Source organism: Paracoccus hibiscisoli, assembly GCF_005048265.1.
GTDB classification, from domain to species: domain Bacteria; phylum Pseudomonadota; class Alphaproteobacteria; order Rhodobacterales; family Rhodobacteraceae; genus Paracoccus; species Paracoccus hibiscisoli.
In genome coordinates this window covers 1-24,170 of sequence record NZ_SUNH01000039.1, presented here as the reverse complement: position 1 = coordinate 24,170, position 24,170 = coordinate 1, and the positions used below count along the sequence as shown (strand labels likewise).

Annotated in this window: 25 protein-coding genes and 3 pseudogenes; 22 read left to right on the top strand and 6 right to left on the bottom strand. The window is 65.8% G+C overall.

Annotated features, from left to right (window positions below; all coding sequences use genetic code 11):
• Window positions 1-130: 130 nt before the first annotated feature.
• Window positions 131-454: pseudogene (locus FA740_RS17650) on the top strand (IS3 family transposase); the annotation flags it as partial.
• Window positions 455-485: 31 nt separating this feature from the next.
• Window positions 486-750, top strand: a pseudogene (locus tag FA740_RS20205) (DDE-type integrase/transposase/recombinase); the annotation flags it as partial.
• Window positions 751-925: 175 nt separating this feature from the next.
• Here FA740_RS20205 and FA740_RS17645 read toward each other — a convergent pair.
• Together FA740_RS17645 and FA740_RS17640 are read right to left on the bottom strand one after the other, a co-directional pair.
• A complete protein-coding gene (locus FA740_RS17645) occupies window positions 926-1,441 on the bottom strand; it encodes a hypothetical protein (protein WP_136858148.1) in 516 nt (171 codons plus the stop codon).
• A gap of 86 nt (window positions 1,442-1,527) precedes the next feature.
• Complete coding sequence (locus FA740_RS17640; RefSeq protein ID WP_136858147.1) at window positions 1,528-3,480, bottom strand: 4Fe-4S dicluster domain-containing protein; 1,953 nt, start codon at window positions 3,478-3,480, stop codon at window positions 1,528-1,530.
• An 84-nt stretch (window positions 3,481-3,564) separates the two neighbouring features.
• Here FA740_RS17640 and FA740_RS17635 point away from each other — a divergent pair, with 84 nt between their 5' ends.
• The 17 genes from FA740_RS17635 (at window position 3,565) to FA740_RS17560 (ending at window position 18,437) form a co-directional block, all read left to right on the top strand.
• A complete protein-coding gene (locus FA740_RS17635; protein ID WP_169306361.1) occupies window positions 3,565-4,314 on the top strand; it encodes a biotin/lipoate--protein ligase family protein in 750 nt (249 codons plus the stop codon).
• A complete protein-coding gene (locus tag FA740_RS17630; RefSeq protein ID WP_136858145.1) occupies window positions 4,311-4,856 on the top strand; it encodes a DUF6505 family protein in 546 nt (181 codons plus the stop codon). The genes FA740_RS17635 and FA740_RS17630 overlap by 4 nt, the downstream gene beginning before the upstream one ends.
• Window positions 4,856-5,845, top strand: coding sequence for a DUF6352 family protein (locus tag FA740_RS17625; RefSeq protein WP_136858144.1), 990 nt, complete (start codon window positions 4,856-4,858; stop codon window positions 5,843-5,845). Before FA740_RS17630 ends, FA740_RS17625 begins: the two co-directional genes overlap by 1 nt.
• A 10-nt stretch (window positions 5,846-5,855) precedes the next feature.
• The gene (locus tag FA740_RS17620) at window positions 5,856-6,398 is read left to right on the top strand and encodes a DUF3305 domain-containing protein (RefSeq protein ID WP_136858143.1); all 543 of its coding nucleotides are present in this window, start codon (window positions 5,856-5,858) and stop codon (window positions 6,396-6,398) included.
• Complete coding sequence (locus tag FA740_RS17615; protein ID WP_136858142.1) at window positions 6,395-6,979, top strand: DUF3306 domain-containing protein; 585 nt, start codon at window positions 6,395-6,397, stop codon at window positions 6,977-6,979. The genes FA740_RS17620 and FA740_RS17615 overlap by 4 nt, the downstream gene beginning before the upstream one ends.
• 110 nt (window positions 6,980-7,089) lie before the next feature.
• A complete protein-coding gene (locus FA740_RS17610) occupies window positions 7,090-7,695 on the top strand; it encodes a TorD/DmsD family molecular chaperone (RefSeq protein ID WP_136858141.1) in 606 nt (201 codons plus the stop codon).
• A gap of 59 nt (window positions 7,696-7,754) precedes the next feature.
• Complete coding sequence (locus FA740_RS17605) at window positions 7,755-7,973, top strand: hypothetical protein (protein WP_136858140.1); 219 nt, start codon at window positions 7,755-7,757, stop codon at window positions 7,971-7,973.
• Between the two features lie 2 nt (window positions 7,974-7,975).
• Complete coding sequence (locus tag FA740_RS17600) at window positions 7,976-10,942, top strand: formate dehydrogenase subunit alpha (RefSeq protein WP_420873157.1); 2,967 nt, start codon at window positions 7,976-7,978, stop codon at window positions 10,940-10,942.
• A gap of 12 nt (window positions 10,943-10,954) precedes the next feature.
• Window positions 10,955-11,551, top strand: a complete 597-nt coding sequence (gene fdh3B / locus FA740_RS17595) for a formate dehydrogenase FDH3 subunit beta (protein ID WP_136858136.1) — start codon at window positions 10,955-10,957, stop codon at window positions 11,549-11,551.
• Window positions 11,552-11,629: 78 nt separating this feature from the next.
• Window positions 11,630-12,568, top strand: coding sequence for a formate dehydrogenase subunit gamma (locus FA740_RS17590; RefSeq protein ID WP_246053713.1), 939 nt, complete (start codon window positions 11,630-11,632; stop codon window positions 12,566-12,568).
• A 79-nt stretch (window positions 12,569-12,647) separates the two neighbouring features.
• A complete protein-coding gene (locus FA740_RS17585) occupies window positions 12,648-13,736 on the top strand; it encodes an Mrp/NBP35 family ATP-binding protein (protein ID WP_136858134.1) in 1,089 nt (362 codons plus the stop codon).
• The gene (locus tag FA740_RS19800; RefSeq protein WP_169306359.1) at window positions 13,733-13,891 is read left to right on the top strand and encodes a hypothetical protein; all 159 of its coding nucleotides are present in this window, start codon (window positions 13,733-13,735) and stop codon (window positions 13,889-13,891) included. The genes FA740_RS17585 and FA740_RS19800 overlap by 4 nt, the downstream gene beginning before the upstream one ends.
• 77 nt (window positions 13,892-13,968) lie before the next feature.
• Complete coding sequence (locus FA740_RS17580; protein WP_169306358.1) at window positions 13,969-15,135, top strand: c-type cytochrome; 1,167 nt, start codon at window positions 13,969-13,971, stop codon at window positions 15,133-15,135.
• A 65-nt stretch (window positions 15,136-15,200) separates the two neighbouring features.
• Window positions 15,201-16,067 (top strand): formate dehydrogenase accessory sulfurtransferase FdhD, encoded by an 867-nt coding sequence (locus FA740_RS17575; RefSeq protein WP_136858131.1) that lies wholly within the window; start codon window positions 15,201-15,203, stop codon window positions 16,065-16,067.
• Window positions 16,064-16,672, top strand: coding sequence for a molybdenum cofactor guanylyltransferase MobA (mobA, locus tag FA740_RS17570; RefSeq protein ID WP_136858129.1), 609 nt, complete (start codon window positions 16,064-16,066; stop codon window positions 16,670-16,672). The genes FA740_RS17575 and mobA overlap by 4 nt, the downstream gene beginning before the upstream one ends.
• A complete protein-coding gene (mobB, locus tag FA740_RS17565; protein ID WP_136858127.1) occupies window positions 16,669-17,160 on the top strand; it encodes a molybdopterin-guanine dinucleotide biosynthesis protein B in 492 nt (163 codons plus the stop codon). Before mobA ends, mobB begins: the two co-directional genes overlap by 4 nt.
• On the top strand, window positions 17,157-18,437 hold the full coding sequence (locus tag FA740_RS17560) for a molybdopterin-binding protein (RefSeq protein WP_136858125.1): 1,281 nt from the start codon (window positions 17,157-17,159) through the stop codon (window positions 18,435-18,437). The genes mobB and FA740_RS17560 overlap by 4 nt, the downstream gene beginning before the upstream one ends.
• Here the strand turns inward: FA740_RS17560 and FA740_RS17555 are convergent.
• The 3 genes from FA740_RS17555 to FA740_RS17545 are packed head-to-tail and all read right to left on the bottom strand — an operon-like array spanning window position 18,421 to window position 21,571.
• Window positions 18,421-18,648 carry a sulfurtransferase TusA family protein gene (locus FA740_RS17555; protein WP_136858124.1) on the bottom strand — a complete coding sequence of 76 codons (228 nt, stop codon included), beginning with the start codon at window positions 18,646-18,648 and terminating at the stop codon, window positions 18,421-18,423. The two genes, FA740_RS17560 and FA740_RS17555, sit on opposite strands and share 17 nt — an antisense overlap.
• On the bottom strand, window positions 18,645-20,579 hold the full coding sequence (locus FA740_RS17550; protein WP_136858122.1) for a molybdopterin biosynthesis protein: 1,935 nt from the start codon (window positions 20,577-20,579) through the stop codon (window positions 18,645-18,647). The genes FA740_RS17555 and FA740_RS17550 overlap by 4 nt, the downstream gene beginning before the upstream one ends.
• On the bottom strand, window positions 20,576-21,571 hold the full coding sequence (locus FA740_RS17545; protein ID WP_136858120.1) for a hypothetical protein: 996 nt from the start codon (window positions 21,569-21,571) through the stop codon (window positions 20,576-20,578). The genes FA740_RS17550 and FA740_RS17545 overlap by 4 nt, the downstream gene beginning before the upstream one ends.
• Before the next feature lie 177 nt (window positions 21,572-21,748).
• On the opposite strand from FA740_RS17545, the pseudogene FA740_RS17540 reads away from it, so the two are divergent.
• A pseudogene (locus FA740_RS17540) lies at window positions 21,749-22,583 on the top strand (IS5 family transposase).
• Between the two features lie 518 nt (window positions 22,584-23,101).
• Window positions 23,102-23,785, top strand: coding sequence for a transposase (locus FA740_RS17535; RefSeq protein WP_211243741.1), 684 nt, complete (start codon window positions 23,102-23,104; stop codon window positions 23,783-23,785).
• 46 nt (window positions 23,786-23,831) lie between these two features.
• Here the strand turns inward: FA740_RS17535 and FA740_RS17530 are convergent, their stop codons facing one another.
• Complete coding sequence (locus FA740_RS17530) at window positions 23,832-24,002, bottom strand: hypothetical protein (RefSeq protein ID WP_211243740.1); 171 nt, start codon at window positions 24,000-24,002, stop codon at window positions 23,832-23,834.
• Between the two features lie 29 nt (window positions 24,003-24,031).
• On the opposite strand from FA740_RS17530, the gene FA740_RS17525 reads away from it, so the two are divergent.
• Window positions 24,032-24,170: transposase (locus FA740_RS17525; RefSeq protein ID WP_136858118.1), on the top strand; the 139-nt coding region annotated here is incomplete at its 3' end.

The window sequence follows — 24,170 nt, the reverse complement described above, 5'->3', positions numbered from 1 at the left end:
CTGCTTGGCCCGATCGGAAACATCCCGCCAGCAGAGGCAGAACTGAACTTCCAAGTTCAGCGCGACATGCTCGATCTTGTCGCGTAAAGTCAAGCTATAGGTCTCCGATAAATCCGGGGCGATTCACAGGCGCCGTGGCAAGGCCGATGCGCTGCTGCATCACTCGGACCAAGGATCGCAATACACCAGTGAGCAGTTTCAGCGCCTGCTGGCCGACAATGGCATCACTTTTTCCATGAGCCGGGCCGGGAACGTCTAGGACAATTCGGCAATGGAGAGTTTCTTTTCGTCGCTGAAAATCGAGCGCACCAACCGCAAGGTCTATCGGATCCGCGACGAAGCCCGAGCGGATGTGTTCGACTACATCGAGCGTTTCTACAACCCGCGCAGACGGCATTCAAAACTGGGCTACATCAGCCCAATGGAGTTCGAGGCCCGCGCTATGCTAGCTTAACGTGCTGTCCACGAAACCGGCAGCAGGCCACCATTACCAGCGGGCTTTTGACATGCGATTACGGATCCTAACGGTCGTCGACACTCATTCCCGCGTTTGTCCGGCTGCAACCCAAGCTAAACTTACCGCAGTGAAGATGTGGTTCGAACCTTTGAACGGGCCTGTGCCCAAGTCGGCTATCTCAAGGCGATCAGGGTCGACAATGGCAAGCCGAATTCATCTCTCGCAATCTCGACCTGTGGGCTTATGCCAACAACGTCATCCTGAACTTCTCACGCGTTGGCTTGCCGACCGACCCTGTTGCGCTGCCCTTTGACAAGGTTCCAAACAGTGCCGCCCTATAGTGGACTATTCTGTCAAGCCCAGCCAGACCGAAGCATCGCAATGCGCTCGTAAGAAACGGAAAAGACCTTAAAGGCGCTAATAGATTTAATGACACCGCCAATGAGCTGAGATGATCACCACCACGCCCTAATCGGCCGTCGTAGCAGGGCTTGAATGGGAGTTGAGGTTTTCATCGCCGCGCAGCATGGTACGTTCGGAATTGGCCCGCGTTGCTTCGATCGCGCCCTCGATCTGGCTGGTGGGCTCGTCGAACTTCATGTCAGCGATGGCTTCGCTAGCGCTGGTTAGGACCAGCTTCGCGTCCTCCAGAAGGTCCGGATCGCTGAACACCATTTCGGCATCCTCGAAAAGCACGTCGCAGAACTCGAGGGTCAGTTCCGAAGCACATTCGGTGACGACGGTGCGAACCGCGCCACAGCTTTCGACGTCGGGACTATCGGTGCACAGCGCGACCATTGGCACGAACATGCTGTTCGTTTCATTTTCCATAGCCGCGTCAGCGGATTGAACCTGAGCCGAAAGAGGCAGGACGCCGAGGCAAAGACCCAACGCTGCGGTCGCGGACAGTTTAACAAAAGACATGGTCATCTCCAATTTCGGTATCGGCCGGTCACGCATCAAGACAACCACAAGCGGGTGCATCGGACATTATCGTCAGCCTTCACTGGGTCAACGACAGCACCGACCGGTTGGTTGCACAAGAGAGGCGGTCAAAATCTCCGGCGATATCACGGGGTCGGGGTATGAGGGTCAAACCCTGCGATCACGACCTCTTGGGTGCGGCAATCGTCGCACATGCCCAGCAAGCGGCGTCGTTCCGCACCGTCTGCCCCCGTGAACATCCAGTGCCCCTCCAACTTCTGCATGACGCGGCGGATGCTGGATCCGGTGCCGAAGGCCTTGCCGCAGCTGGTGCAGCAGAACGGCGCTTCCTCTTTCAGGATGCGCTTGGGCTGGGCCCATGCGGCCAGGTCGATCTGTGGGGCCAGCGTGATCGCGCGTTCCGGGCAGGTCGCCTCGCAGATGCCGCACTGCACGCAAGCGCTTTCGGTAAAGCGCAGCATCGGCTGGTCGGGGTTGTCGCCCAATGCGCCGGACGGGCAGGCGCCGACGCAGGCCAGACACAGGGTGCAGCTGTCGGTGTTCAGCACGACCGCGCCGAAGGGGGCGCCGGGGGCCAGCGGTATGCGGTCCGCCTGACGGGGCGAGGTGCGGTTCAGTTCGGTCAGCGCCAGCGTCAAAAGGCCGCGCTTGTCCTCGGGCGGCAGGAAGCTGGACCGTTCGGCGCGCAAGGCAGGCGCCGGCTGCCACAGGGCTGCCTCCAGCGCGTCTGGATCGTTGGTCTGGATCAGCGCGCAGGTGCCCGGTACAAAGCCCATCGCATCGCCGATGACGCCCATCAGATCCAGCGTCTCGGCCATGCCGTCCATCGGGTGAGCCGGGCGCGCACGCGCCAGCACCCGCACGCCCCCCGCGCCCCAAGCCAAGGCTGCGGCCATGATCTCGGGGCCGATCTGGGTCGGCTCGTTGATGGGCAGCGGGATGACATGCGCGGGCAGGCCGCGACCAAAGCGGGCGCTCGCGTCGATCAGGTCGGCGCCATGCGTCTCGTCATGCAGCAGGATCACGGGGGCCGTGGCGCCCCCGGCGGCGAACCACGCCGACAGGCCCCGGCGCAGGCGGCCCGCGACATTGGCCACGACCGGCATCGCATAGGCGGCAGCCCCGGTGGGGCAGGCGGCGGCGCATTGCCCGCAACCCGCGCAGATCGCCGGGTCGATGGACACCGCATCGCCCGCCGTCGTGATCGCGCCCGCCGGACACAGGGACAGGCAACGGGTGCAGCCGGTGATCGTATTGCGCGAATGGGCGCACAGCGACGGCGTGAAATCGATGTATTTCGGCTTGTCGAACGTGCCGGTCATCTGGCCGGCCTCGGCCACCAGCCGGGCGACGGCGGCGGGGTCGCGCGGGTCGGCGCGCAAGTATCCGGGCCGCGCATGAGGAAACAGGGGCGGGTTGCCCGTCAGGTCCAGCACCAGATCACAGCGCGAAACCGCGCCGTCGCGGCCGGGGCCGAATTCAAGCCGCTTGCGGGACGAGGGCGCCGGCCCGGCATAGGCGTTCACCGTCAATTCGAACGCGCCCAGATGGCCCTTGGCCGCACCGATCCGGCCTTGCAGCACGGGCCACGTGGTCTGGCGCGGCGGCGCGACATCGGCGCCCGGCGCCAGCAGCACCGTGATGTCCAGCAGCTCGGACAGATCGCGGGCGGCATTCAGCGCGACCTCGTCCCGGCCCAGGATCAGGGTTACGCCGTCGCTGTCCAGACTGATAATGTCGTAGGGCGTCGGCGCGATCTCTGCCATGGCCAGCAGAGCGGCCATTTTGGGCGTGGCCTGCGCACCTTGGTCCGACCAGCCGGCGGTTTCGCGGATATTGGCGAAGCGCAGCGTTCCGGTGAAGCCATCGTCGCGCGCGACCTCGGCAAACAGCGGCGCCTCCTGCGTGCAGGCGACGGTCACGGTCGCAAAATCGCCAAGCGCGCTGCGAAAGCGGTCAAGCTGGGCGCGGCACAGCTGATGGGCGGGTTTTCCGGTGGCGCCAAGCGCCTCGGGGGTCAGCGGAAGGGTTCCCTCGCAGGAACAGATCAGTCGCGTGCGGGTCGATGTGTCTTGCATGGGCCTTTTCTCGTGCCTCCGGCTGGACTATCTGATGCATGTAGACCGTCACATCCGATTTGGACAGCGCGGGAGGGAGACAAAATGCCGTCAGACATCGCAGCCCAGCCCCGCACCGCGCCTACCGGACCGCGCATTCCGCTACCCCCGCCCTTTGACCTGATCCGCACGGACCACCGCGACGTGCTGGCCCATGCCGCCCGGCTGGCCCCGGATCATGGCGCCGGCACGTTGGTCCTGCACCAGTCGCCAGGCCTTCTGGCCTTTGCCGTGGTGCTGGAGCCGGAGCAGGTGCTGGCCGAGGCGCGGCAGGCCTTCATTCTGGGCATGGCGGCGCTGGCCGACACGCTGGCGGCGCATTGCCCGCCCGAACGCCCGGTGTGCATCCATTGGCCTGATCTGCTGCTGTATGACGCGGCGCGCATCGGCGGCGGGCGCTTGGCCGCGCCCGACCATTGCGCCGAGGATGCGGTGCCAGAGTGGCTGGTCTTTGGCGTCGAGCTGATCGCCGACCGCGACCATCTGGACGAAACGGGCCTGTATCCCGACAGCACCTCGCTGCGTGAGGAGGATTTTGATCCAGCCGAGGACATCGTCTCGACCTTCGCATCCTATTTGATGCTGTATTTCGACCGCTGGACACATACCGGATTTGACGCAGTGACCGACGCATTCATACGCCGCATCGGTCCGGATTTGCCGACCGGCCAGCGCCGGATCGAAGCCTGCCGCCTGATCGAGACGACCGCCGGGGGCGTGGTGTGCGATTACCCCACGCTGCGCGACGCATTGTCGCAACAGGGCTGGCGTGACGATGCGGGGCCGCGGCTGTGACGCGGCTGCCGCGCACGATCCGGCTGGACCCGTCCGACCGGGTGGTCTTTGCCAACGCCGCCGAACCCGGCCAATGGGCGGTGCCGGGCACGTTCCTGTTCTGGGGCCGTGCGCCCTCCAGCCTGACCCGGAAAGAGGCGATCGCCTTTCGCTCGGGCTTTCTGGGGGTCGATGATTTCGGCCATTCGACCTTGGTAACCGTCCAGCAGGCGCGGCCCGACGAACGCGCGGCCATGGTCGCAGCCCTTGCCGGTCAACTGGTTGCACATCTGGGCGCGCCGTCCGTGGCCCACGCCACCGAAGCCGCCGAAGAAGAGGTCGCGCTGGCCGAAAGCCTGTGCCGCGACCACGATATCGGCACGCTGATCGCGCTTCACCGCCGGCATGAGGCGGGTAATATCCGCGAGCAATTCCGCAGCCTGCGCCCGCGCGACGAGACGGCCTTTTCCGGCACCCACCTGCAGGGCCATGACCGTGCCTTTCAGTTCCTTGAGGAAGACGACGACAGCGTCGATCTGTTCAGTATGCGGGAGCATCCATAATGCCCGAATTCTGGGTCGCCTCGGGGCATCATCTGACACGGCTGGACCGCCGGGGGCGCATGCTGGTCACAGACGAATTGCTGCTGGCATGGCTCGCGCGCCCTGAGATCCTGCCGCCGACTGACGCCTGCGCCACCGAACGCGCGCTGCACCGTCGCCTGCTGGACCGTCCCCGTGCGCAGGTCCCCGAGATCGAGATCGCCGCTATGCAGGACCGCGACGCGCAGGAGAATTGGCGCCTGTTCCTTACCCTGCGTGATCGTCTGTTGCAGGCCGGCACGATCGAGGACGGCTACGCCGCGATCCTGCGCGAGGGCATCCGCTTGCCCGTCGTGTTCCTGTCGCAATTGCTGCAACTGATCCTGCGCAACGCGCTGGATGGCTGCGACGACCCGCAGACCTTGCGCGCGGCGGAGTGCTTTTTTCGGCCGCAGCGCGCGCATGTCAAGGATGGCACCCTGCTGCTGGCCGACGACGAGTTGGTGTCGCTTTTCGAGGCCGAGATGCACAGCTCGCCGCTGACGGCGATGTTTTCGGGCGGGTTGGACAGTTTGGACGTACTGGGCGGCGGAAACGAATGGACCTACTGGTCGCGGTCCGACGCGCATACGACGGTGCTGAATTTCGGCGGCGACCCGCAGGCGCGTCAAGGCATGGCCCGCGCGCTGGAGGCGTTCATGGCCCACATGCTGGGTGTCGCGGTCACCGTGACGCCGCATCTGCGGGCCGAGAATATCGATCTGCGCTGGTATGTGGGTCTGGACCGCAGCGGCACCGCCATTGGGGACGCGCTGTGGCACGGCCGTCCCGCCCCCGACGCGCCGGTGGGGCTGTTCGAGCTGCGCTTTGCTGACACAAGCGCGGTGCGCGCCGATCTGGCCGGGCAGCCGGTCTGGCTGATCCTGGGACAGGACCCCGACGGCCGCGTCCGCATGAAACCGCAGAACCTGCTGACGGGGCTGCCGCTGGCAGAACCCGCGCTGCATTAGGGGGGACACCATGCCCGAACAGATCATTCGCCTTGGCGTGCTGGGACTGCGCCGCCCGCCCGTGACCCGGTGGGGTGCGGGGGAATTGCTGCCGATGGCGGTCATGATGCCCGAACCCGCCACCGCCGCCAACACGCGCGTGATGGACGAGGCGGGGACGGAAACGTGGTATCTGGGTGGCCGCGATCTGTCGCTTTGGTCGGGCGATACTGCGTATTACCGCGACAATCTGGTGTCGGGGCAGCCGAGGATCTGGGTCGCGCTGCGGGGCGGCGATCCCGCCCGCGCGCAGGTCGTCAGCGTCTCGGCCGATCCCAACGAGGGCGAGGGGCTGTCCTCGGATCTGGACCTGATCGTGGGTGCGGTGCCGATGCCCGACGCGGTGCGCGCGATCGTGGCAGAGTTCGTCGACTGCAACCATGTCGAGATCCCCTTCAAGCGGCGCAAGCGCTCTCCCACCGCGCTATCCGAGGAGGAGGTGCGGGGCGGCCCGCGGGTTCTTCAGCCGGGTGACAAGTGGGGAAGCGATCGCGGGCGGGGGCAGAGGTCGTGACCGGTCGCGACGACAGCTTCATCGGGCGCTGGTCGCGGCGCAAGCGCGCCGTTGATGAGGAGGATGCCACCCGCGTTCAACCTGATGCGGCACCCGAACCCGTGCCCGACCCGATAGCCGATCCTGAACCCGCCACGCTGACCGAGGATGAACTGGCCGCCCTGCCGCGCATCGAGGATTTGACCCAAGGCAGCGACATCAAGATGTTCCTGCGCGCCGGCGTCCCGCGCGCCTTGCGCAGCGCCGCCCTGCGCAAGGTCTGGATGCTGACGCCCGCCATCCGCGACTACAAGAACCCGGCAGTGGACTATGCATGGGATTACAACACGCCTGGCGGCGTACCCGGAGATGGCGTGGCACCCACCCCGGAACGCGCCGCGCAGATGCTGCGCGACCTGTTCGCGCCGCGAACGCCCGAAACCGCGGTCGCCGGGGATGACGCATCCGCGCCCGTCCCTGATGCGTCCGCCGAGCAACACGGACCCGCGTCCGAAGCCGTCATGGCCGCGGACGAGACCGCATCGACGCCCGAAGACCGGCCCGCGCCGCGGCCCCGCCATGGTGGCGCGCTGCCGTCATAGGCGCGAACAATAGGGCGCGATTCATTGCCCCGAAATCTGGACAGATCGGCGCCTTACCGCTATCGTCTTTCAAAGGCTGCCCGATTTTACAGCAGGACCGCAAAGACACAATGAACGACAGCCAGCCCGGCCACGGGTCAGCCATTGAGACGATCGACAGGACGAGGGGCGAGCAGTATCGCTTCCTTTCCACTCTTTTGTCAGAGGCGCCGACCCAGCAAATGCTGGACGCGATCGCCGCGCTGTCGCCCGACGACACCGCCTACGGCAAGGCTGTGGCCTCTTTGTCGCAGGCGGCCCGCGGCGCCGATCACGCCTCGGTCGAGCGTGAGTTCTTTGAATTGTTCGTCGGTGTGGGGCGTGGCGAACTGCTGCCCTATGCCAGTTTCTACCAGACCGGATTCCTGAATGAGCGTCCTTTGGCCGAGGTGCGTGCGGATTTGTCGCGCCTTGGCGTGGCCCGGATCGAGGGCCGTTACGAGCCCGAGGATCATCTGGCGCTGCTGCTGGAAGTGATGGCCGATATGGCGCACGGGCACATCCCTGCGGACCATGACCGGCAGGTCGCATTCTTCAATCGCCACTTGGCACCGTGGGCTGCACAATTCTTTGACGATCTGGCGGTGGCGCCCAGTGCCCAGTTTTATCGACTGGTCGCCCAGATCGGTCGTCTGTTTGTCGACATAGAGGCGCGCGGCTTTACGCTGGCGGCCTGAACGAAACGAAAGGGCGGGCGACGCATCAGGCGCGTCCCGTCGATTGAGGGGGGAATACGATGTCTAAGGAAAACAGGACACCGATCAATCGCCGGGCGTTTTTCGGCGTTGCTGCCACGAGCGCGGCGGCGACCACGCTGATGGGTGTCGGCGTAGGCGGCGCAACTCCGGCCTTCGCCGAAACCGGGGACGAGCGCACGCGCGCGCGCTATCAGCCGACCGAGCATGTCGAGACATTCTATCGCGTCAATCGCTATTATCCCCGGGGGAACAACTGATGCTGGTCAAGCGCAAGGCACGCGATGCCTCATCATCGGGACGTCTGTCGCAGATCGCCTCGTCCCTCTCCGTCAAGCCGTTGGACCGGCGCAGCTTTTTGGGCGCGGCGGGCATGAGCGTCGGCGGCCTAGCCGCCATCGGCGCCATGGGCGTCGGCATGACCCGCAAGGTCCACGCCGAAGGGTTCACCGACATGTCCGCGCCGATCGAGGTGCGCACCAACATCTGCACCCATTGTTCGGTGGGCTGCACGGTCAAGGCCGAGGTCCAGAACGGAGTCTGGGTCGGGCAGGAGCCTGGCTATGACAGCCCAATCAACCGCGGCTCGCATTGCGCCAAGGGCGCGTCCGTGCGCGAGGTTGTGCACGGCGACCGTCGGATCAAGTATCCGATGAAAAAGGTCGGCGGCGAATGGCAGCGGATCAGCTGGGAACAGGCGATGGATGAAATCGCCGAAAAGATGACCGAGATCCGCGGCCGGTCGGGCGCGGACAGCGTCTATCTGCTGGGTTCGGCCAAGTTCTCGAACGAGGGCGCCTATCTGTTCCGCAAGTTCGCGGCCTTCTGGGGCACCAACAACGTCGACCACCAGGCGCGCATCTGTCACTCGACCACCGTGGCCGGCGTGGCGAACACCTGGGGTTACGGCGCGCAGACCAACAGCTACAACGACATCCGCAACGCCAAGACCATGATCTTCATGGGATCGAACGCGGCAGAGGCGCATCCCGTCTCGTTGCAGCACATCCTTGAGGGCAAGGAAACCCAGCAGGCGAACGTGATCGTCATCGATCCGCGCTTCACCCGCACGGCGGCGCATGCCACCGAATTCGTGCGCTTCCGCCCCGGCACCGACATCGCCGTCATCAATGGCATGCTGTGGCACATCTTCGAAAACGGTTGGGAAGACCGCGAATACATCGCACAGCGCGTCTATGGCATGGATCAGGTCCGCGAGGTCGTCCGCGCCTATCCGCCCGAGGTGGTCGAGAACATCACCGGCATCGACGGCGAGACGCTGAAGCGCGTGGCGCAGAAATTCGCGCAGGAACGCCCCTCGACCTTCATCTGGTGCATGGGCGGCACGCAGCATACCGTCGGCACCGCGAACGTGCGGGCCTATAACATCCTGCTGCTGGCCACCGGCAATGTGGGTGGCGAGGGCAGCGGCGCGAACATCTTCCGCGGCCATTGCAACGTGCAGGGCGCGACCGATTTCGGCCTCGATATGGGCAATCTTCCGCTGTATTACGGCTTGGGCGCCGGCGCGTGGCAGCATTGGTCGCGCGTGTGGGAGGTGCCTTACGATTACTTCGTCAGCCGCTTCGATGCGGTCCCGGCCAAGGGCGGCCGCGAGGCGCGCACCCCGGTCGAGAACATGGAAGTGCCGGGCATTACCTCGACCCGCTGGTTCGATGCGGTGACGATGGACGCCGAAGAGGTCGATCAGCAGGACAACATCAAGGCGATGATCGTGTTCGGTCACGGCGGCAACACCGTGCCCCGGATGCAGGACGCACAGCGCGGCATGGACGCGCTGGACCTGCTGGTGGTGGCCGACCCGCATCCGACGACGTTCTCGGCGCTGCACAGCCGCACCGACAACACCTATCTGCTGCCGATTTGCACGCAGTTCGAGACCTCTGGCTCGCGCACGGCCTCGAACCGGTCGGTGCAATGGGGGCAGAAGGTCGTCGAGCCGATCTTTGAATCAGACAGCGATTATTCGGTGATCCACGCGCTGGCGACGCGCCTCGGCTTTGCCGAGGAGATGCACAAGAACTTCGAGATGGTGCAGGGCAAGTTCGGTATGGAGCCGACGCCCGAATCGATCATGCGCGAAATCAACCGCGGCGGCTGGTCCACTGGCTATACCGGGCAATCGCCCGAGCGTCTCAAGGCGCATATCGCCAACCAGCAGCATTTCGACCTGATCACGCTGCGCGCCGGTCCCGACGCGCCTGAGGAGGTTCGCGGCGATTATTACGGTCTGCCCTGGCCCTGCTGGGGCACGCCAGAGTTGCGCCATCCGGGCACGCATATCCTCTATAACACCAACCTCCCCCCGATGGAGGGCGGCGGTGCGTTCCGCCCCCGCTTTGGTCTGGAGCATGAGGGCGAGACGCTGCTGGCCGAAGGCAGCTGGCCGATGGGATCGGAGATCGAGGATGGTTATCCCGAATTCACCTTTGCCATGTTGGAACAGCTGGGATGGGATGCCGACCTGACGCCGGCCGAACTGGCGGTCATCCGGGACATTGGCGGCAACGATCCTGAAAAGATCGCGACCGTGTCTTGGTCCACCGACCTGTCCGGCGGCATCCAGCGCGTCGCGTTGCAGCATGGCTGCGTGCCCTTCGGCAACGGCAAGGCCCGCGTGGTGGCGTGGAACCTGCCCGACCCGATCCCGGTCCATCGCGAACCGATCTATTCGGGACGGCCCGAACTGGTGGCCAACTATCCGACCAATGATGACCGTCGTCAGCAGCGCATGCCCAATATCGGCAAGGTCATCCAGCAGGACGTGGTCGACCGGAACGTAGCGACCGATTTCCCGATCATCCTGACCTCGGGACGGCTGGTCGAATACGAGGGCGGCGGCGAAGAGACGCGCTCGAACCCGTGGCTTGCGGAATTGCAGCAGGACATGTTCGTCGAGGTGAACCCGGCCGACGCGAGCGCACGCGGCATCGTCGACGGCGGATGGGTCTGGGTGACCGGCCCCGAGGGTGGGTCCAAAGCGCGCGTCAAGGCGATGGTGACCGAACGTGTCGCGGCGGGCGTGGCCTTCATGCCCTTCCACTTCGCGGGCTGGTTCCAGGGCGTCGATCAGCGCGGCAACTATCCGCAGGGTACCGACCCGATCGTTCTGGGCGAATCCGTCAACGTCATCACCACCTATGGTTATGACCCCGTCACCGGCATGCACGAAGGCAAGGTCACGCTTTGCCAGATCGCTGCGGCGTAAGGAGCTGATATAATGGCAAGAATGAAGTTCCTGTGCGACGCCGACCGCTGCATCGAATGCAACGCCTGCGTCACCGCCTGCAAGAACGAGCACGAGGTGCCGTGGGGCATCAACCGGCGCCGCGTCGTCACCCTGAATGACGGCCTGCCGGGCGAACGCTCGGTCTCGATGGCCTGCATGCATTGCACCGACGCGCCCTGCGCTGCGGTCTGCCCGGTGTCGTGTTTCTACACGACCGACGATGCGGTCGTCCTGCACAACAAGGACACCTGCATCGGCTGCGGCTACTGTTCTTATGCCTGTCCGTTCGGTGCGCCCCAATACCCGCAGACCGCGAATTTCGGCACGCGCGGCAAGATGGATAAGTGCACCTATTGCTCGGGCGGACCCGAGCCGGACATGAGCCAGGCCGAATACGTCAAATATGGCGCAAACCGTCTGGCAGAGGGCAAGCTGCCGCTTTGCGCCGAGATGTGCTCGACCAAGTCGCTGCTGGCCGGTGATGGCGACATCATCGCCGAGATCTATCGCGAACGGGTGGTGACGCGCGGCTATGGGTCCGGGGCCTGGGGCTGGCGGACCGCTTACGGCGAAACCCTGACGGTGTAAGGAATGGGCATGACACATCATCTCAACCGCCTTTTCGGCGTCATCGCACTGTCCCTTGGCCTCATGCTGTCAGCGCCCATGGTGCAGGCGCAGGTCGATCCAACATCCAGCGCCGTGTCCGAGGATTCGATGTTCGAGGCGCTTGGCACCGCCGGCACGTCGGACGCGATCAGCGGTCGCGTCTCGATCCCCAATAAGAATGCCGGCACCCTGATCAAACCGGATAACAAAAACTGGGCCGGCTTCCAACGGGGCGCCCTGCCGTGGATCTTCGTCGTGGCGCTTGGCGGCATGGTCGCGCTGCTGGCCGCGTTCTACCTGATTAAGGGTCGCATCCGCGTCGAACATGGCTTTTCGGGCCGCACCATTCTGCGTTTCAGCGCGATCGAGCGTTTCGCGCATTGGACGTTGTCATCGACCTTCATCATTCTGGCCCTGACCGGCGTGAACGTGGTGATCGGAAGAAGCGTGATCCTGCCCCTGGTGGGCGAGGCCGCGTTCGGCACCATGGCCCAATGGGGCAAGCTGGCGCACAATTTCCTGGCATGGCCGTTCATGGTCGCGTTGGTCCTGATCATCATCTTCTGGGTGGCGCACAACATTCCCAGCAAGCTGGATCTGGTCTGGATCAAGCAGGGCGGCGGATTGTTCAAGAAGGGCGTCCACCCGCCCGCCAAGAAGTTCAACGCGGGCCAGAAGGTCATTTTCTGGAGCGTGGTCATCGGCGGCGTGGCGCTGTCCTTTACCGGCTACATGATGCTTTTCCCGCTTCAGGCCGGCACGCCGTCGGACTGGCAGCTGTATCAGACCATTCACGGTCTGGTGGCCGCGGGCCTGTCGGCCGTCATCATCGCCCATATTTATATCGGCTCGGTGGGGATGGAGGGCGCGTTTGACGCCATGGCCTCGGGTCAGGTCGACGAGAATTGGGCCAAAGAGCACCACTCGCTCTGGGTAGAGGAGGTTAAGGCCCGCGAAGGCCAGACCGTCGCCGGACGCACCCACCCGGCCGAATGACCGCGTTCTGCACGATTCTTGGCCCTTCCGTCGCGGCTGTGACGGAAGGGGTTGTTCTCTCTGAACGAAAGCCCCCGCCGTGGCCGAACTGACCCAAGATGCGGTACGCGATGCCTTGGCGGGCCTGACCTTGCCAGATGGGCGGTCGTTGCTGGCCTCCGGTTGTTTGTCCGGGCTAGATGTGGCTGGCACTCGCGTTAATATCACCATCACGACCACCGCAGCGGAGGCCGCCGGTCTGGCCCCGTTGCGCGACCGGGCCGAGGCGCTGCTGCGCGTCCTGCCGGGTGTTACCCAAGCATTCGTTGTGTTGACCGCCGATGGGCCGCCGCAGTTGGATCGCAAGCCCGCCAAGACCGATCCGCTGGCCGACATCACGCATGTGATCGCTGTCGCCTCTGGCAAGGGCGGGGTGGGCAAATCGACCACCGCCGTGAACCTGGCGCTGGCGCTATCTGCGCAGGGTCTTTCGGTGGGCATTCTGGATGCCGATATTCACGGGCCGTCACTGCCGACACTGTTAGGCCTGCATGGTAAGCCCCATGCGCGCGGGCGCAAGCTGGTGCCGATGCGGGCCTTCGGCCTGCACGCGATGTCGATGGGTCTGATGGTCGATGCCGAAACGGCGATGGTCTGGCGCGGTCCGATGGTCATGTCGGCCATCACCCAGCTGATGGCCGATGTCGATTGGGGAATGCTGGACGTTTTGATCGTGGACATGCCGCCCGGCACGGGCGACGCGCAGCTGGCCTTGGCGCAGGGCACGCAGCTGTCAGGCGCGGTGATCGTGTCCACACCGCAGGATCTCTCGCTGATCGACGCGCGCCGCGGCATCGCCATGTTCCGCAAGGTGAACGTCCCCATCCTGGGCATCGTCGAGAACATGTCGCATTTCATCTGCCCTGATTGCGGGGGTGATCACGCGATCTTCGGCCAAGGCGGCGCCCAGGCCGAAGCTACGCGCCTTGGCGTGCCGTTTCTGGGCGCCATTCCGCTGACCATGGACCTCAGAGCAGCGTCAGATGCGGGCCAACCCGTCACGGCGCGCGATCCCGACGGGTCCTTGGGCCAGATCTATCAACAGATGGCCCGCGCCGTGATGGCCGGGTTGACCAGCAGCACGCGGGGGGACCGCCTGACCCGCCCCAGACAGGATATCCTGACATGAAGCCCTTCCTCGCCGCCCTCGCATTTGCCGCCCTGATCGCGGTGGCAGCCAATTACGTTTTGATCGGGACCTTCCAGCAGCCCGCCGCAACCGCCTTTTCGACCGAGGGGGCGCGGGTCGGCGATCCCGGAACGAATCTGATCGGAGCAAACTGAGCATCGTGTTTGAACGGATGCTGCGCCTTTGTCTGACATTAATTCTGACTGCGGCACCGGTATGGGCGCAGGGGCCCATGGGCCATTCCGGCCCGGTCAGCGCGCTGTCCTTTCGGTCAGACAGGCTGATCTCGGGCGGGTTCGATGGGCGGGCGATCCTGTGGGACCAAGACGGCGCGACTGCCAGGCGGATTGCGCGCTTCCACGACGGGAACGTAACCGCCGTCGCGGCGACCGAGGATGGCTTTGTCAGCGCGGGTCAGGACGGACGCGTGGCGCTGTGGCGCGACGGGCAGGATCACCCGGTTCGGCAGACCTCCGCCATGACCAGCCCTGTCTCGGCACTGACGGTCAGCGACCGTGAAATTGTGGCGGGCTTTTTTGATGGCAGGCTGCTGCGACTGGAGCGTGCCACGGACCGCGAGCGCATCGTGCAGGCCCATCAGGGCCGCGTGTCCGGGCTGGTGTTCCTGCCAGGGGGTGATCTGGTATCCATCGGCGCCGATCTGCGTTTCGCGCGTTGGAACGCCGACGACGCCCAGGTGCTGGGGGCCGAGCTGCCCGGATTGCCGAACGGCATGGCGGCGACCGGTGACACGTTGGTAGTGGTGTTTGCGGATGGATTGGTGCGGCTTATCGCGGATGACGGGACGCCGATGTCCGACCGGTTTCTCAGCGACAGGCCCTTGGTGGCGGTGGCGGCCTCAGCGACCGGCGTCGCGACAGCGGCGGTCGATGGCACTGTCTGGCTGCTGGATCTGCCGCTTTTGACCCTTCGCGCGCGGATCGCGGCCAGCGAAGGGCCGGTCTGGGCATTGGCGCTGTCGGATGACGCGTTGTTCACTGCTGGCGCAGATGGCGCAATCCGCCGTTGGTCCGTCCGTGACGGCTCGGCGGTGGGCGCGCCGACGATGCCGCTTGCCCGCGCGCCTCAGGATGGCAGCCGAGGGGCCGAGGTGTATCAAGCCTGCGCGGTCTGCCACGCGTTGGAGCCGGGCGATCATTCCCGCGCGGGTCCAAGTCTGCATGGCGTCTTTGGCAGGCCCATCGCAAGCGCGCCGGGCTATGCCTTCTCGGATGCGCTGCGCGGCATGGACATCGTCTGGTCGCCCGACAGTGTGGCCGAATTGTTCACACAAGGTCCCGAGGCCTATACGCCGGGATCGCGGATGCCCGATCAGCGCGTCACCGACCCTGCGGACCGGCAGGCGCTGGTCGACTACATCGCCCGCCACAGCCGTTAGGCCGCACTGGTCATTGCGCGGTCCATGGGCCAAGATGGCACCCCAGACCGTCAGGACCGCCGATCATGCCCGACTTTCCCCTGTTACCCGACCCGTTGCTGCCCCGCCTGACGCGTGCTGTGCAGGGCCACGACCAGACGGGCGCACCGGTTGATATTTCCGTGGTCGAGGAACGCCCCCTGACCATCTTCCTGAACAATCAGGAGATCGTGACGGCGATGACCATCGGCGATTATCCAGAATACCTGGCGCTTGGGTTCCTGCGCAATCAGGGAATGCTGCGCGACGACGATCGCATCACCGGTGTCGATTACGACGACGACATCGACACTGTCGTGGTGCGCACCGAACGCCAGACAAGCTACGAGGACAAGCTGAAGAAAAAGACCCGCACCAGCGGCTGCGCCGTGGGCACGGTCTTTGGCGACATGATGGAGGGGCTGGAGGGCGTGACCCTGCCCGCGACGGAATTGCGTACGTCGTGGCTCTATGCGCTGGCGCGCCAGATCAACACGCTGCCGTCGCTGTATCTGACGGCGGGTGCGATCCACGGTACGGTCCTGTGCGAACGCGACCGGGTGCTGGTCTATATGGAGGATGTCGGCCGCCACAACGCAGTGGACAAGATCGCGGGCTATATGCTGCGCCATCAAGTGCCGGCGGGGGACAAGATCCTTTACACGACCGGGCGGCTAACCTCGGAAATGGTGATCAAGACCGCGATGATGGGCATTCCGGTACTGGCCTCGCGGTCCGGCTTCACGGCCTGGGGGGTCGAGATCGCGCGCCAGACCGGCCTGACCCTGATCGGTCGAATGCGCGGCCAGCGCTTTGTCTGCCTGTCCGGCGAGGATCGGCTGATCCGCGACGCCGACATGGACTCGGTCCCGGACGAGGATGGCCGCAGCCGCCGCAAGGGAGCCGGCGCATGACCTTGGGCGTGATCCTGGCCGGCGGGCTGGCGACCCGCATGGGTGGCGGCGACAAGGGGTTGCGCCTGTTGGGCGACCGGCCCCTGATCGGGCATGTCATCGACCGGCTGGCCCCGCAATGCGCGGGTCTGGCGATCAACGCGAACGGCGATGCTGACCGCTGGCGCGATTTCGGCCTGCCGGTTCTTGCCGACGACATGCCCGACCGCCCCGGACCGCTGGCGGGGGTTCTGGCAGGTATGGACTGGGCCGCGGCGCAAGGCGCGCAGGCCATCGTGACCGCCGCCGCCGACACGCCGTTCTGTCCGAGCGATCTGGTGGCGCGGCTGATGGCGCATGCCGGCCCGTCGGGCCTGTGCTTGGCGGCCAGCCCGGATGAGACGGGCCGGATGCAGCGCCATCCGACCTTCGGGCTGTGGCCCGTGGCTTTGCGCCACGATCTGCGCGCCGCGCTGGCGGGGGGCCTGCGCAAGATCGTGCTGTGGACCGACCGCCATGACGGGGGCGTCGCAGTGTTCGACAGCCTGCCGCATGATCCATTCTTCAACGTGAACACGCCCGAGGACATGGCCCGCGCCACAGCGCTGCTGGACGGCCGCGCATGAAGGTGTTCGGCATCACCGGCTGGAAGAATACCGGTAAGACGACCCTGACCGAACGGCTGGTGGCCGAGATGGTGCGGCGCGGGCTGACCGTCTCGACCGTCAAGCACGCGCACCATGACACCGACATCGACCAGCCTGGCCGCGACAGCCATCGCCACAGGCTGGCGGGGGCGGTCCAGGTCGTCCTCGCCTCGCCGCTGCGATGGGCGCTGATGACAGAACTGCGGGGTGCCCCAGAACCGCCGCTGTCCGATCTGTTGGCGCGGTTCGATCCCTGCGATCTGGTTCTGGTCGAGGGCTACAAATCAAGCCCACACCCCAAGATCGAAACGCATCGTGCCGCAACCGGACGCGACCCGCTGGCGGCGTCGAACCCGAGCATCCGCGCCATCGCGCGAGACGCGCCGGTGGACCACCCGCTGCCGCAATTCGATCTGGACGACGTGTCCGCCATTGCCACCTTCATCCTGAGTGAGGTCTCCCTATGACCGCCCTGATCCCGCCCCGCCTGCGCAACGACACCTTCGCCATGCCTCAGGGTGTGACTTGGGTCCCGGTGGCCGAGGCCCTGGATCGCCTGCGCGCCGCCCTGCATCCGGTGACTGGGACCGAGGATGTGGCAGTGGCCTGTGCCATGGGTCGCGTGCTGGCTGCCCCCGCCACCGCGCGGCGGTCGAACCCGCCCCTGCCCAATTCGGCGGTGGACGGCTATGGCTTTGCCCATGCGGCGACCGGCGACGGCGTTCAGCGCCTGCCGCTGGCCGAAGGGCGGTCGGCGGCAGGTCAGCCCTTTGACGGCGTGCTGCCCCAAGGCCAGGCCCTTCGCATCCTGACCGGCGCTGTCCTGCCCGAGGGCGTCGATACTGTCGTGCTGGAGGAGGATTGCGCGACCGATGGCCAGACCCTGGCCTTTGACGGTCCCATCAAGCCCCGCGCCAATACCCGCAAGGCCGGTGAGGACGTGGCCCAAGGCGAACAGGCCCTGCCTGCGGGCCGGATGCTGTCGCCCGCCGATCTTGCGCTGTTGACCGCCTTGGGCGTGGCGCAGGTCACGGTGCATCGCCGGTTGCGGGTGGCGGTCCTATCCACCGGGACCGAGCTGATCCCCGACCCGGCTTTGCCCGCAGCACCGCATCAGATCTATGATGCGAACCGGCCCATGCTGCTGTCGCTGCTTGCGGGCTGGGGGTTTCAGCCGGTCGATCTGGGCCACGCCCTCGACGAGCCCGACCAGATCGCGGCGCTGCTGGACCGGGGCGCGGCCGAGGCCGATGCGATCCTGACATCGGGCGGAGCCTCGGCGGGGGACGAGGATCACGTGTCCAAGCTGCTGGGCGACAGCGGCACGCTGACCAGCTGGCGCATCGCGATCAAGCCGGGGCGTCCGCTGGCGCTGGCCATGTGGCAGGGGGTGCCGGTTTTTGGCCTGCCCGGCAATCCGGTCGCGGCGCTGACCTGCGCGCTGATCTTTGCCCGGCCCGCGCTGCTGACCCTGTCGGGCGCGGGCTGGCGCCTGCCGCAAGGATACACCGTTCCCGCCGCGTTCCAGAAACGCAAGAAGGCCGGGCGGCGCGAATACCTGCGCGCCCGCCTGAATGAGGGTGGCGCGGTCGAGGTATTCCAGTCGGAAGGGTCGGGCCGCATTTCGGGGCTGTCCTGGGCCACCGGGCTGGTCGAACTGCCGGATGAGGCCTGCGACATCGCGCCGGGCGATCCGGTGCGATTCCTGCCCTACGGCTCGTTCGGGGTCAGCTTCGGCGGATAAGAAAAACCATCGCACCGTCCGGCGCGGTGTCCATCGACAGCAATTCGTGACCGGATTCGGCGCAGAAATGCGGCATGTCGATCACCGCCGCCGGGTCGCTGGCCAGCACGCGCAGCACCGCACCCGGTGCCATGCCGCGCAACCGCTTGCGCGCCTTGAGAACCGGCAGGGGGCACAGCAGGCCCATTACGTCCAGCACCTCCTCGGTCATGGCCTGTCCCCGGATGCGGGGGCAAAGCCCATCGCGGTCAGTGCCTCGGTCGAGGCGGCCAGCGCGTCCTGAAACGCGGTCATCGCCTGCGGATCGCGGGGGTCCTGCCAGACGGCGAAATCATAATGCTCGTCCGCGACGGGCAGAAAACCCAGATCCATCGCCTCGGCCACGGGGCGGATGGCCATGCCCCAATCGGCCCGCCCCTGCGCCACCGCCGCCGCCACCGCATTATGCGATGCGGGCTGGTTCCAATATCCCTGCGGTCGCGCGCCACCCAACAGCCGGTCCAGCAGGACCCGCGTACCCGACCCCGCATTGCGGCCCACCATCAGCGCGTCCGTATCGGCCAGCAGCGCCGCCAGTGCCTCCGTCGGGTCGCGCCCCGCGACCCGCGCATCGCCCTTGCGGAACACGATACCCTGCATCCGCCGCCAGCCCGGGATCAGCCGCATTCCGGGCGCCAGGAACGGCGTGTTGTAGGTGCCGCTGTCGGGGTCCAGCAGGTGGATCGGCGCGATGTCGCATTCCCGCCGCTGCAACGCTGCCAGCCCACCTTGCGACCCGGTGGCCAGCACGCGCGGCACCAGCCCCCGGTCCGCCATGCGGCCCAACACGGTGTCCAGCCCGATGCAATGGCTGCCGATGACGGCCAGCGGCGGCGCGGTGATGGTCGGCCCGAACAGCGTGACCTGAACCTGTGTATCGGGAGCCAGGCTGTCGGCCAAAGCCGGCACGGTCACGAAGCCGTCGGCTTGGGCGAATGACGACACCGCGCCCGACCCCTTGGCCACGGCATGCGCCACCAGACCGTCCGGCCCCTGCGTCAGCGCGACCATCGCGAATTCCGTGCGCCCCAGATCAGAGGGCAGGCGCAGTGGCAGATGCGCGGTGACCCGTGCCTCGGTCCGCGGCGGCAGGCCCGCCATCAGGCGCAGGGCAGGGGCCACCAGTTCGTGAAACGTGAACATGGCCGAGGTCGGAAACCCCGGCAACACCACCACCGGCTTGCCGTCGCAGACCGCCAGACACAGCGGCTTGCCCGGTTTCAGCGCCACGCCATGGGCCACGATGCCGGGCGCGCCCAGCCCCGCGATGGCCTCTGTGGTCAGATCGCCCGCGCCCTTGGAGGTGCCGCCCGACAAGATTACCGCGTCATGGGCCGCATGAGCCGCGGCCAGTGCGGCCTGCAACGCATCGGCATCGTCGGGGATCATGCCCAGATGAACCGCGTCACAGCCGTTCTCGCGCAGCGCCGCCACCACGACCGGGCCGTTGGAATCATAGATCGCCGCCGGGCGCAGCGGCTGGCCCGGCGCCACCAGCTCGTCGCCCGTGGACAGGACCGCAACCGAGGGGCGCGCCCAGACCGGCGCGCGGTCCAGCCCCACGGCGGCCAGCATCGCGACCTCTCGGGCGCCGATCACGGTGCCCCGGCGCAGCAGGATCTGACCTCGCGCGATGTCCGATCCGGCAAAGCCCACATGTGCACCAGGTGCCACCGCGCGCGAGACGGCAATGCCCGCGCCCTCGGGGTCGGTCTGTTCGATCATCACCACGGCATCGGCCCCACGCGGCATCGGGCCGCCCGTAGCGATCGCCGTTGCGGTCCCCGGCAGCACCGTCAGAGCGGGCGGCGTGCCGCAGGCGATGATCTCAGCGTTCAGCGTCAGATAACGCGGCTCGGCCCCGGACGCCTCGGCCAGATCGGCGGCGCGGATGGCGAACCCATCCACCATGGACCGGTCGAACGGCGGCGCATCGACCGGTGCCGCGACATCGCGCGCCAGTACCCGGCCAGACAGGGCGTCTAGCGCGACATCGTCATGGCGCAGGGGGCGGGGGCGCAGGGCTGCGTGAAACGCAGCCTCGGCCTCGTCGCGCGACAGGATGCGCAGGAACTGGGTCTGTGCGGGTGCAGGGGGGGTCATGGTATCTCGTGGGCAAGGGAAATGACGGGCGTACCGGCCAGGGGGGCGCCTGCGGGCAACCCCTCGCTGTCGGGCGGCAGGATGGCAAAGGCCTGCGCCTGCGCCAGGGCCGCGAGTGTGATCAGACCCGGGGCGCCGGGCCGCCAGCCATCCCCATGGGCGGCCAACAGGACCAGATCGGCCATGCCGGGCGCGGATGCGACTTTGCGCGTCAGGGGCCGCGTCAGGGGTCGTGCCGTGCTGCCCGTCAGCGCCGCCAGCGCGGGCCGACCCAGGGCCAGCAACCCTACGATCATCGCGTCGAAGCGCGGTGGTAGATCCAGGATCAGCACACCGTCGTGGCAAGACAGCCAGGCCGTCTCGGCTCCCGTCAGGGCCAGGCGCGGCAGGGCGTCGCGGTCGGTGCGCAGCACCATATTCGGGGCGTCGTCGGATGGCAGGCCGCCAAGCGCCAGTGTCCATCGCGCCGCAAAACCCGCATGGGCGGGATCATCCAGCGCGATCCGCACCCGGGGGCGGCGGACAGGGACCGTCTCAAGCCCCGCCTCGGCCGCCAGCAGGGCGGTCAGCGCGCCCAAACGGTCGCCAGCCTGCGCGAGGGGCTGTTCCGCGCGACCGTCATGGCCCGCGCGGCGCATCCCCTCGCCCGGCCCGATGGGCCGGATCACCTGCGGCACCGGACCAGACAGATCCACATCGTCAAGGGCCAGAACCGCATCCATGCCAGGCGGCAGATCACACCCAGCCTGAACCCGCAGCACGGCCGGGATGGGCAAGGGCAGTTGCGGGCTGGCCCCGACCGTGTCCAGCGAGGCGACCGCGATCCCGGTCCGCAAGGCCTCCGACCGCACCGGCAGATCGTGCGGCAAGGTTAGGTCGGATGCCAGCACATGACCCGTGGCCCGCACCGGGTCCAGCCGGTCGGGCACCACGGCTGTCGTGCCGGACAGGGCCTGCGATAGGCAGGCATCGAGGGTTAAAAGCGCGGCCATCTAGGCCGAATATCGCAGGACAGCCCCGAAGGCCAGCGCCGCATCCAGTGGCAAACCGAAGCGGACAACGTGCGCCATTCGTTTTTCTTCGCAGGCTGCTTATTCGGCGCTTAGGCTCCTGACCCATTGATTTTATTCTTTTTTGTGTGGTTCAGGGCTCGCAAAGAGACCTGATCAATGAGCGATCTTTACTGGCTGACCGAGGCGCAGAAGGAGCGCCTGAAGCCGTTCTTTCCCCAGAGCCATGCCAAACTTCGAGTCGATGATCGTCGCGTCCTCAGCGGCATAATCTCTATCAATCGCAACGGCTTGCGACGGTGCGATGGTGAGGGCATGAACGCCACCGGTTCGAGAGAATGCCCGAACGGGGAATATGGCCCGGCCAAGACCCTCTACAATCGCTGGAAGCGTTGGAGCGACAAGGGGGTCATCGCCCGGATGATGGTTGGGCTGGCGGCCTAAAACTCCGATCCAAAGACGATCATGATCGACGCGACCTATCTGGAGGCGCATCGCACGGCCTGAAGCCTGCGCGCCAAAAACGGGGGCGTGGCCGCCAGATCGGTCGAACGAAAGGGTTCGAGGGAGAAAGAAACTGTCCAGTGGACAGTTTCGCCCGAGAACGGAACACGAAGCTGCATGCTGTCACCGATGCAAGAGTTAGGCCGATCCAGTTCTTCATATCGCCGGGACAGGTCAGCGACGACACCGGAGCGGCCGCGTTTCGGGACAGCGTGCCGCAGGCGACTGGTTTCTGGCGGACCGGGGCTATGACGCTGACTGGCTGAGAAAATCGTTTCAGTACAGAGGGATAGAGCCCTGCATCCCCTGCCGGGAGTCCCGCAAGAAACCCGTGAAATACGACAAGCGCCGCTACAAACGCCGCAATCGTATCGAGATCATGTTCAGTCGCCTGAAAGACTGGCGCCGGGTCGCAACACGCTACGACAGATGCCCGAAGGTCTTCCTCTCCGCCGTCGCCCTCGCAGCTACCGTGATGTTCTGGCTATGACGCCAGAACGAGTCCTGACCCTTCTGTATCTCCGTTGTCCTAAACTGGCCCCGTTACCGGCCCCGGCCAGGGCCGATGGCGGGGTGGTGCGCGACGTCTGACCCTTGTGGCATGACCACGCCTCTTAGCCTGTCGGCACCGCCTCTCTTCATCGTCTCGGACAGTTGATTGCGGCCTTCGAAGGACCGCGCACCAAAGTGAGGGTATGACTGCCACTGGTTCGAACGAATGCCCGAACGAGAGCATGGACAATGTATCACATGGCCGCGTCATCGGCATAGATGTCAGCCGCGACTGGCTGGACCTTCATTGCCTGCCCGACGGGCATCGCTGCAGAGTGCCAAACGCTCCGGCGGGTCATGCTGCCGTGGCGGAACTTGCCCGGGACCGGGATGCCATCGTCTGCTTTGAATCGACCGGCGGCCAAGAGTGGCAGCTCTGGGCGCTGTTGGAGGCAGAAGGTGTTGCAGCCCGCCAGGGGCCCCCCGCTCAGGTGCCCCCTGCTCAGGTGAAGGCGTTTGCGCAAAGCCGGGGGCACGCGCGCCAAGACCGACCGGATCGATGCGGAACTCATCGCCCGCTTCTTTGCATTCCGACCTGAAGCAGGCCGCAGTCTTCCTGCGGAGAAGATACGCCTCCTCAGAGCCTTGGCGTCGAAAAGAGCGCAGCCGGTTGGAATGCGCAAACGGCTGCTGGCCCAAATCCGCGCGCATCAGAAGCTTGGCCGCGCCGCGATGTTCGAGGTCGTCGACACCGCGCTGAAGCACCGGATCGACAGCCTGATCAAGGAGCTGGAAGACCTGATCACCCGGGCCATCGCCAGTGACCATCGCCTTTCGGAGACCGTCATCGTCCCTCGGTCCATCCCGGGGATCGGACCGGTTGCCAGCACGATGCTGATCCCCGAAATGCCGGAGATCGGCACCATCACCGGCGAAGAAGCTGCCGCGGTCACCGGATTGGCCCCGGTCGCGCATGACAGCGGGACCCTTCGCGGGAAACGAGCCATTGCGGGTGGTCGCCGTGCCATCCGGCACGTGATGTTCCAAGCGGCTTTAGTCGCAGCACATCACAACACGAGCCTGAAATCCTTTGCAAATCGCCTCCGCAAGGCCGGAAAACTGCATAAGGTCATCATCACCGCCGTTGCCAGAAAGCTCGTCACCATCGCGAACGCCCTGTGCAAGAGCCGTCAAAAATGAACCGCCGCAACGGCATGAGAGATACAGTTGCTAGCAATTGTGTCAATCAGCGGGGCTGAGTCCGCCATGTCTCGCCGGTTTTGAGGATCGCGTTTGCGATGGTGACCAGCCTGCGTGCAATGGCGATGATGACAACCTTATGCGGCTTGCCGCGTCCCTTCAGGCGTTTTGCCAAGGGCTTTAGACCCCAGACCCGTTGATCTTGCGGTGTCTGCATGATTCAGGCTCCGCAATGAGACCTGATCGATGAGCAACCTTTTCTGGCTGATTGAGGCGCAGATGGCCCGCCTTCGTCCTTTCCTTCCCAAGAGTCATGGCCGCCCGCGTGTTGATGATTTGCGCGTTCTCAGCGACATTATCTTCATCAATCGCAATGGCTTGCGGT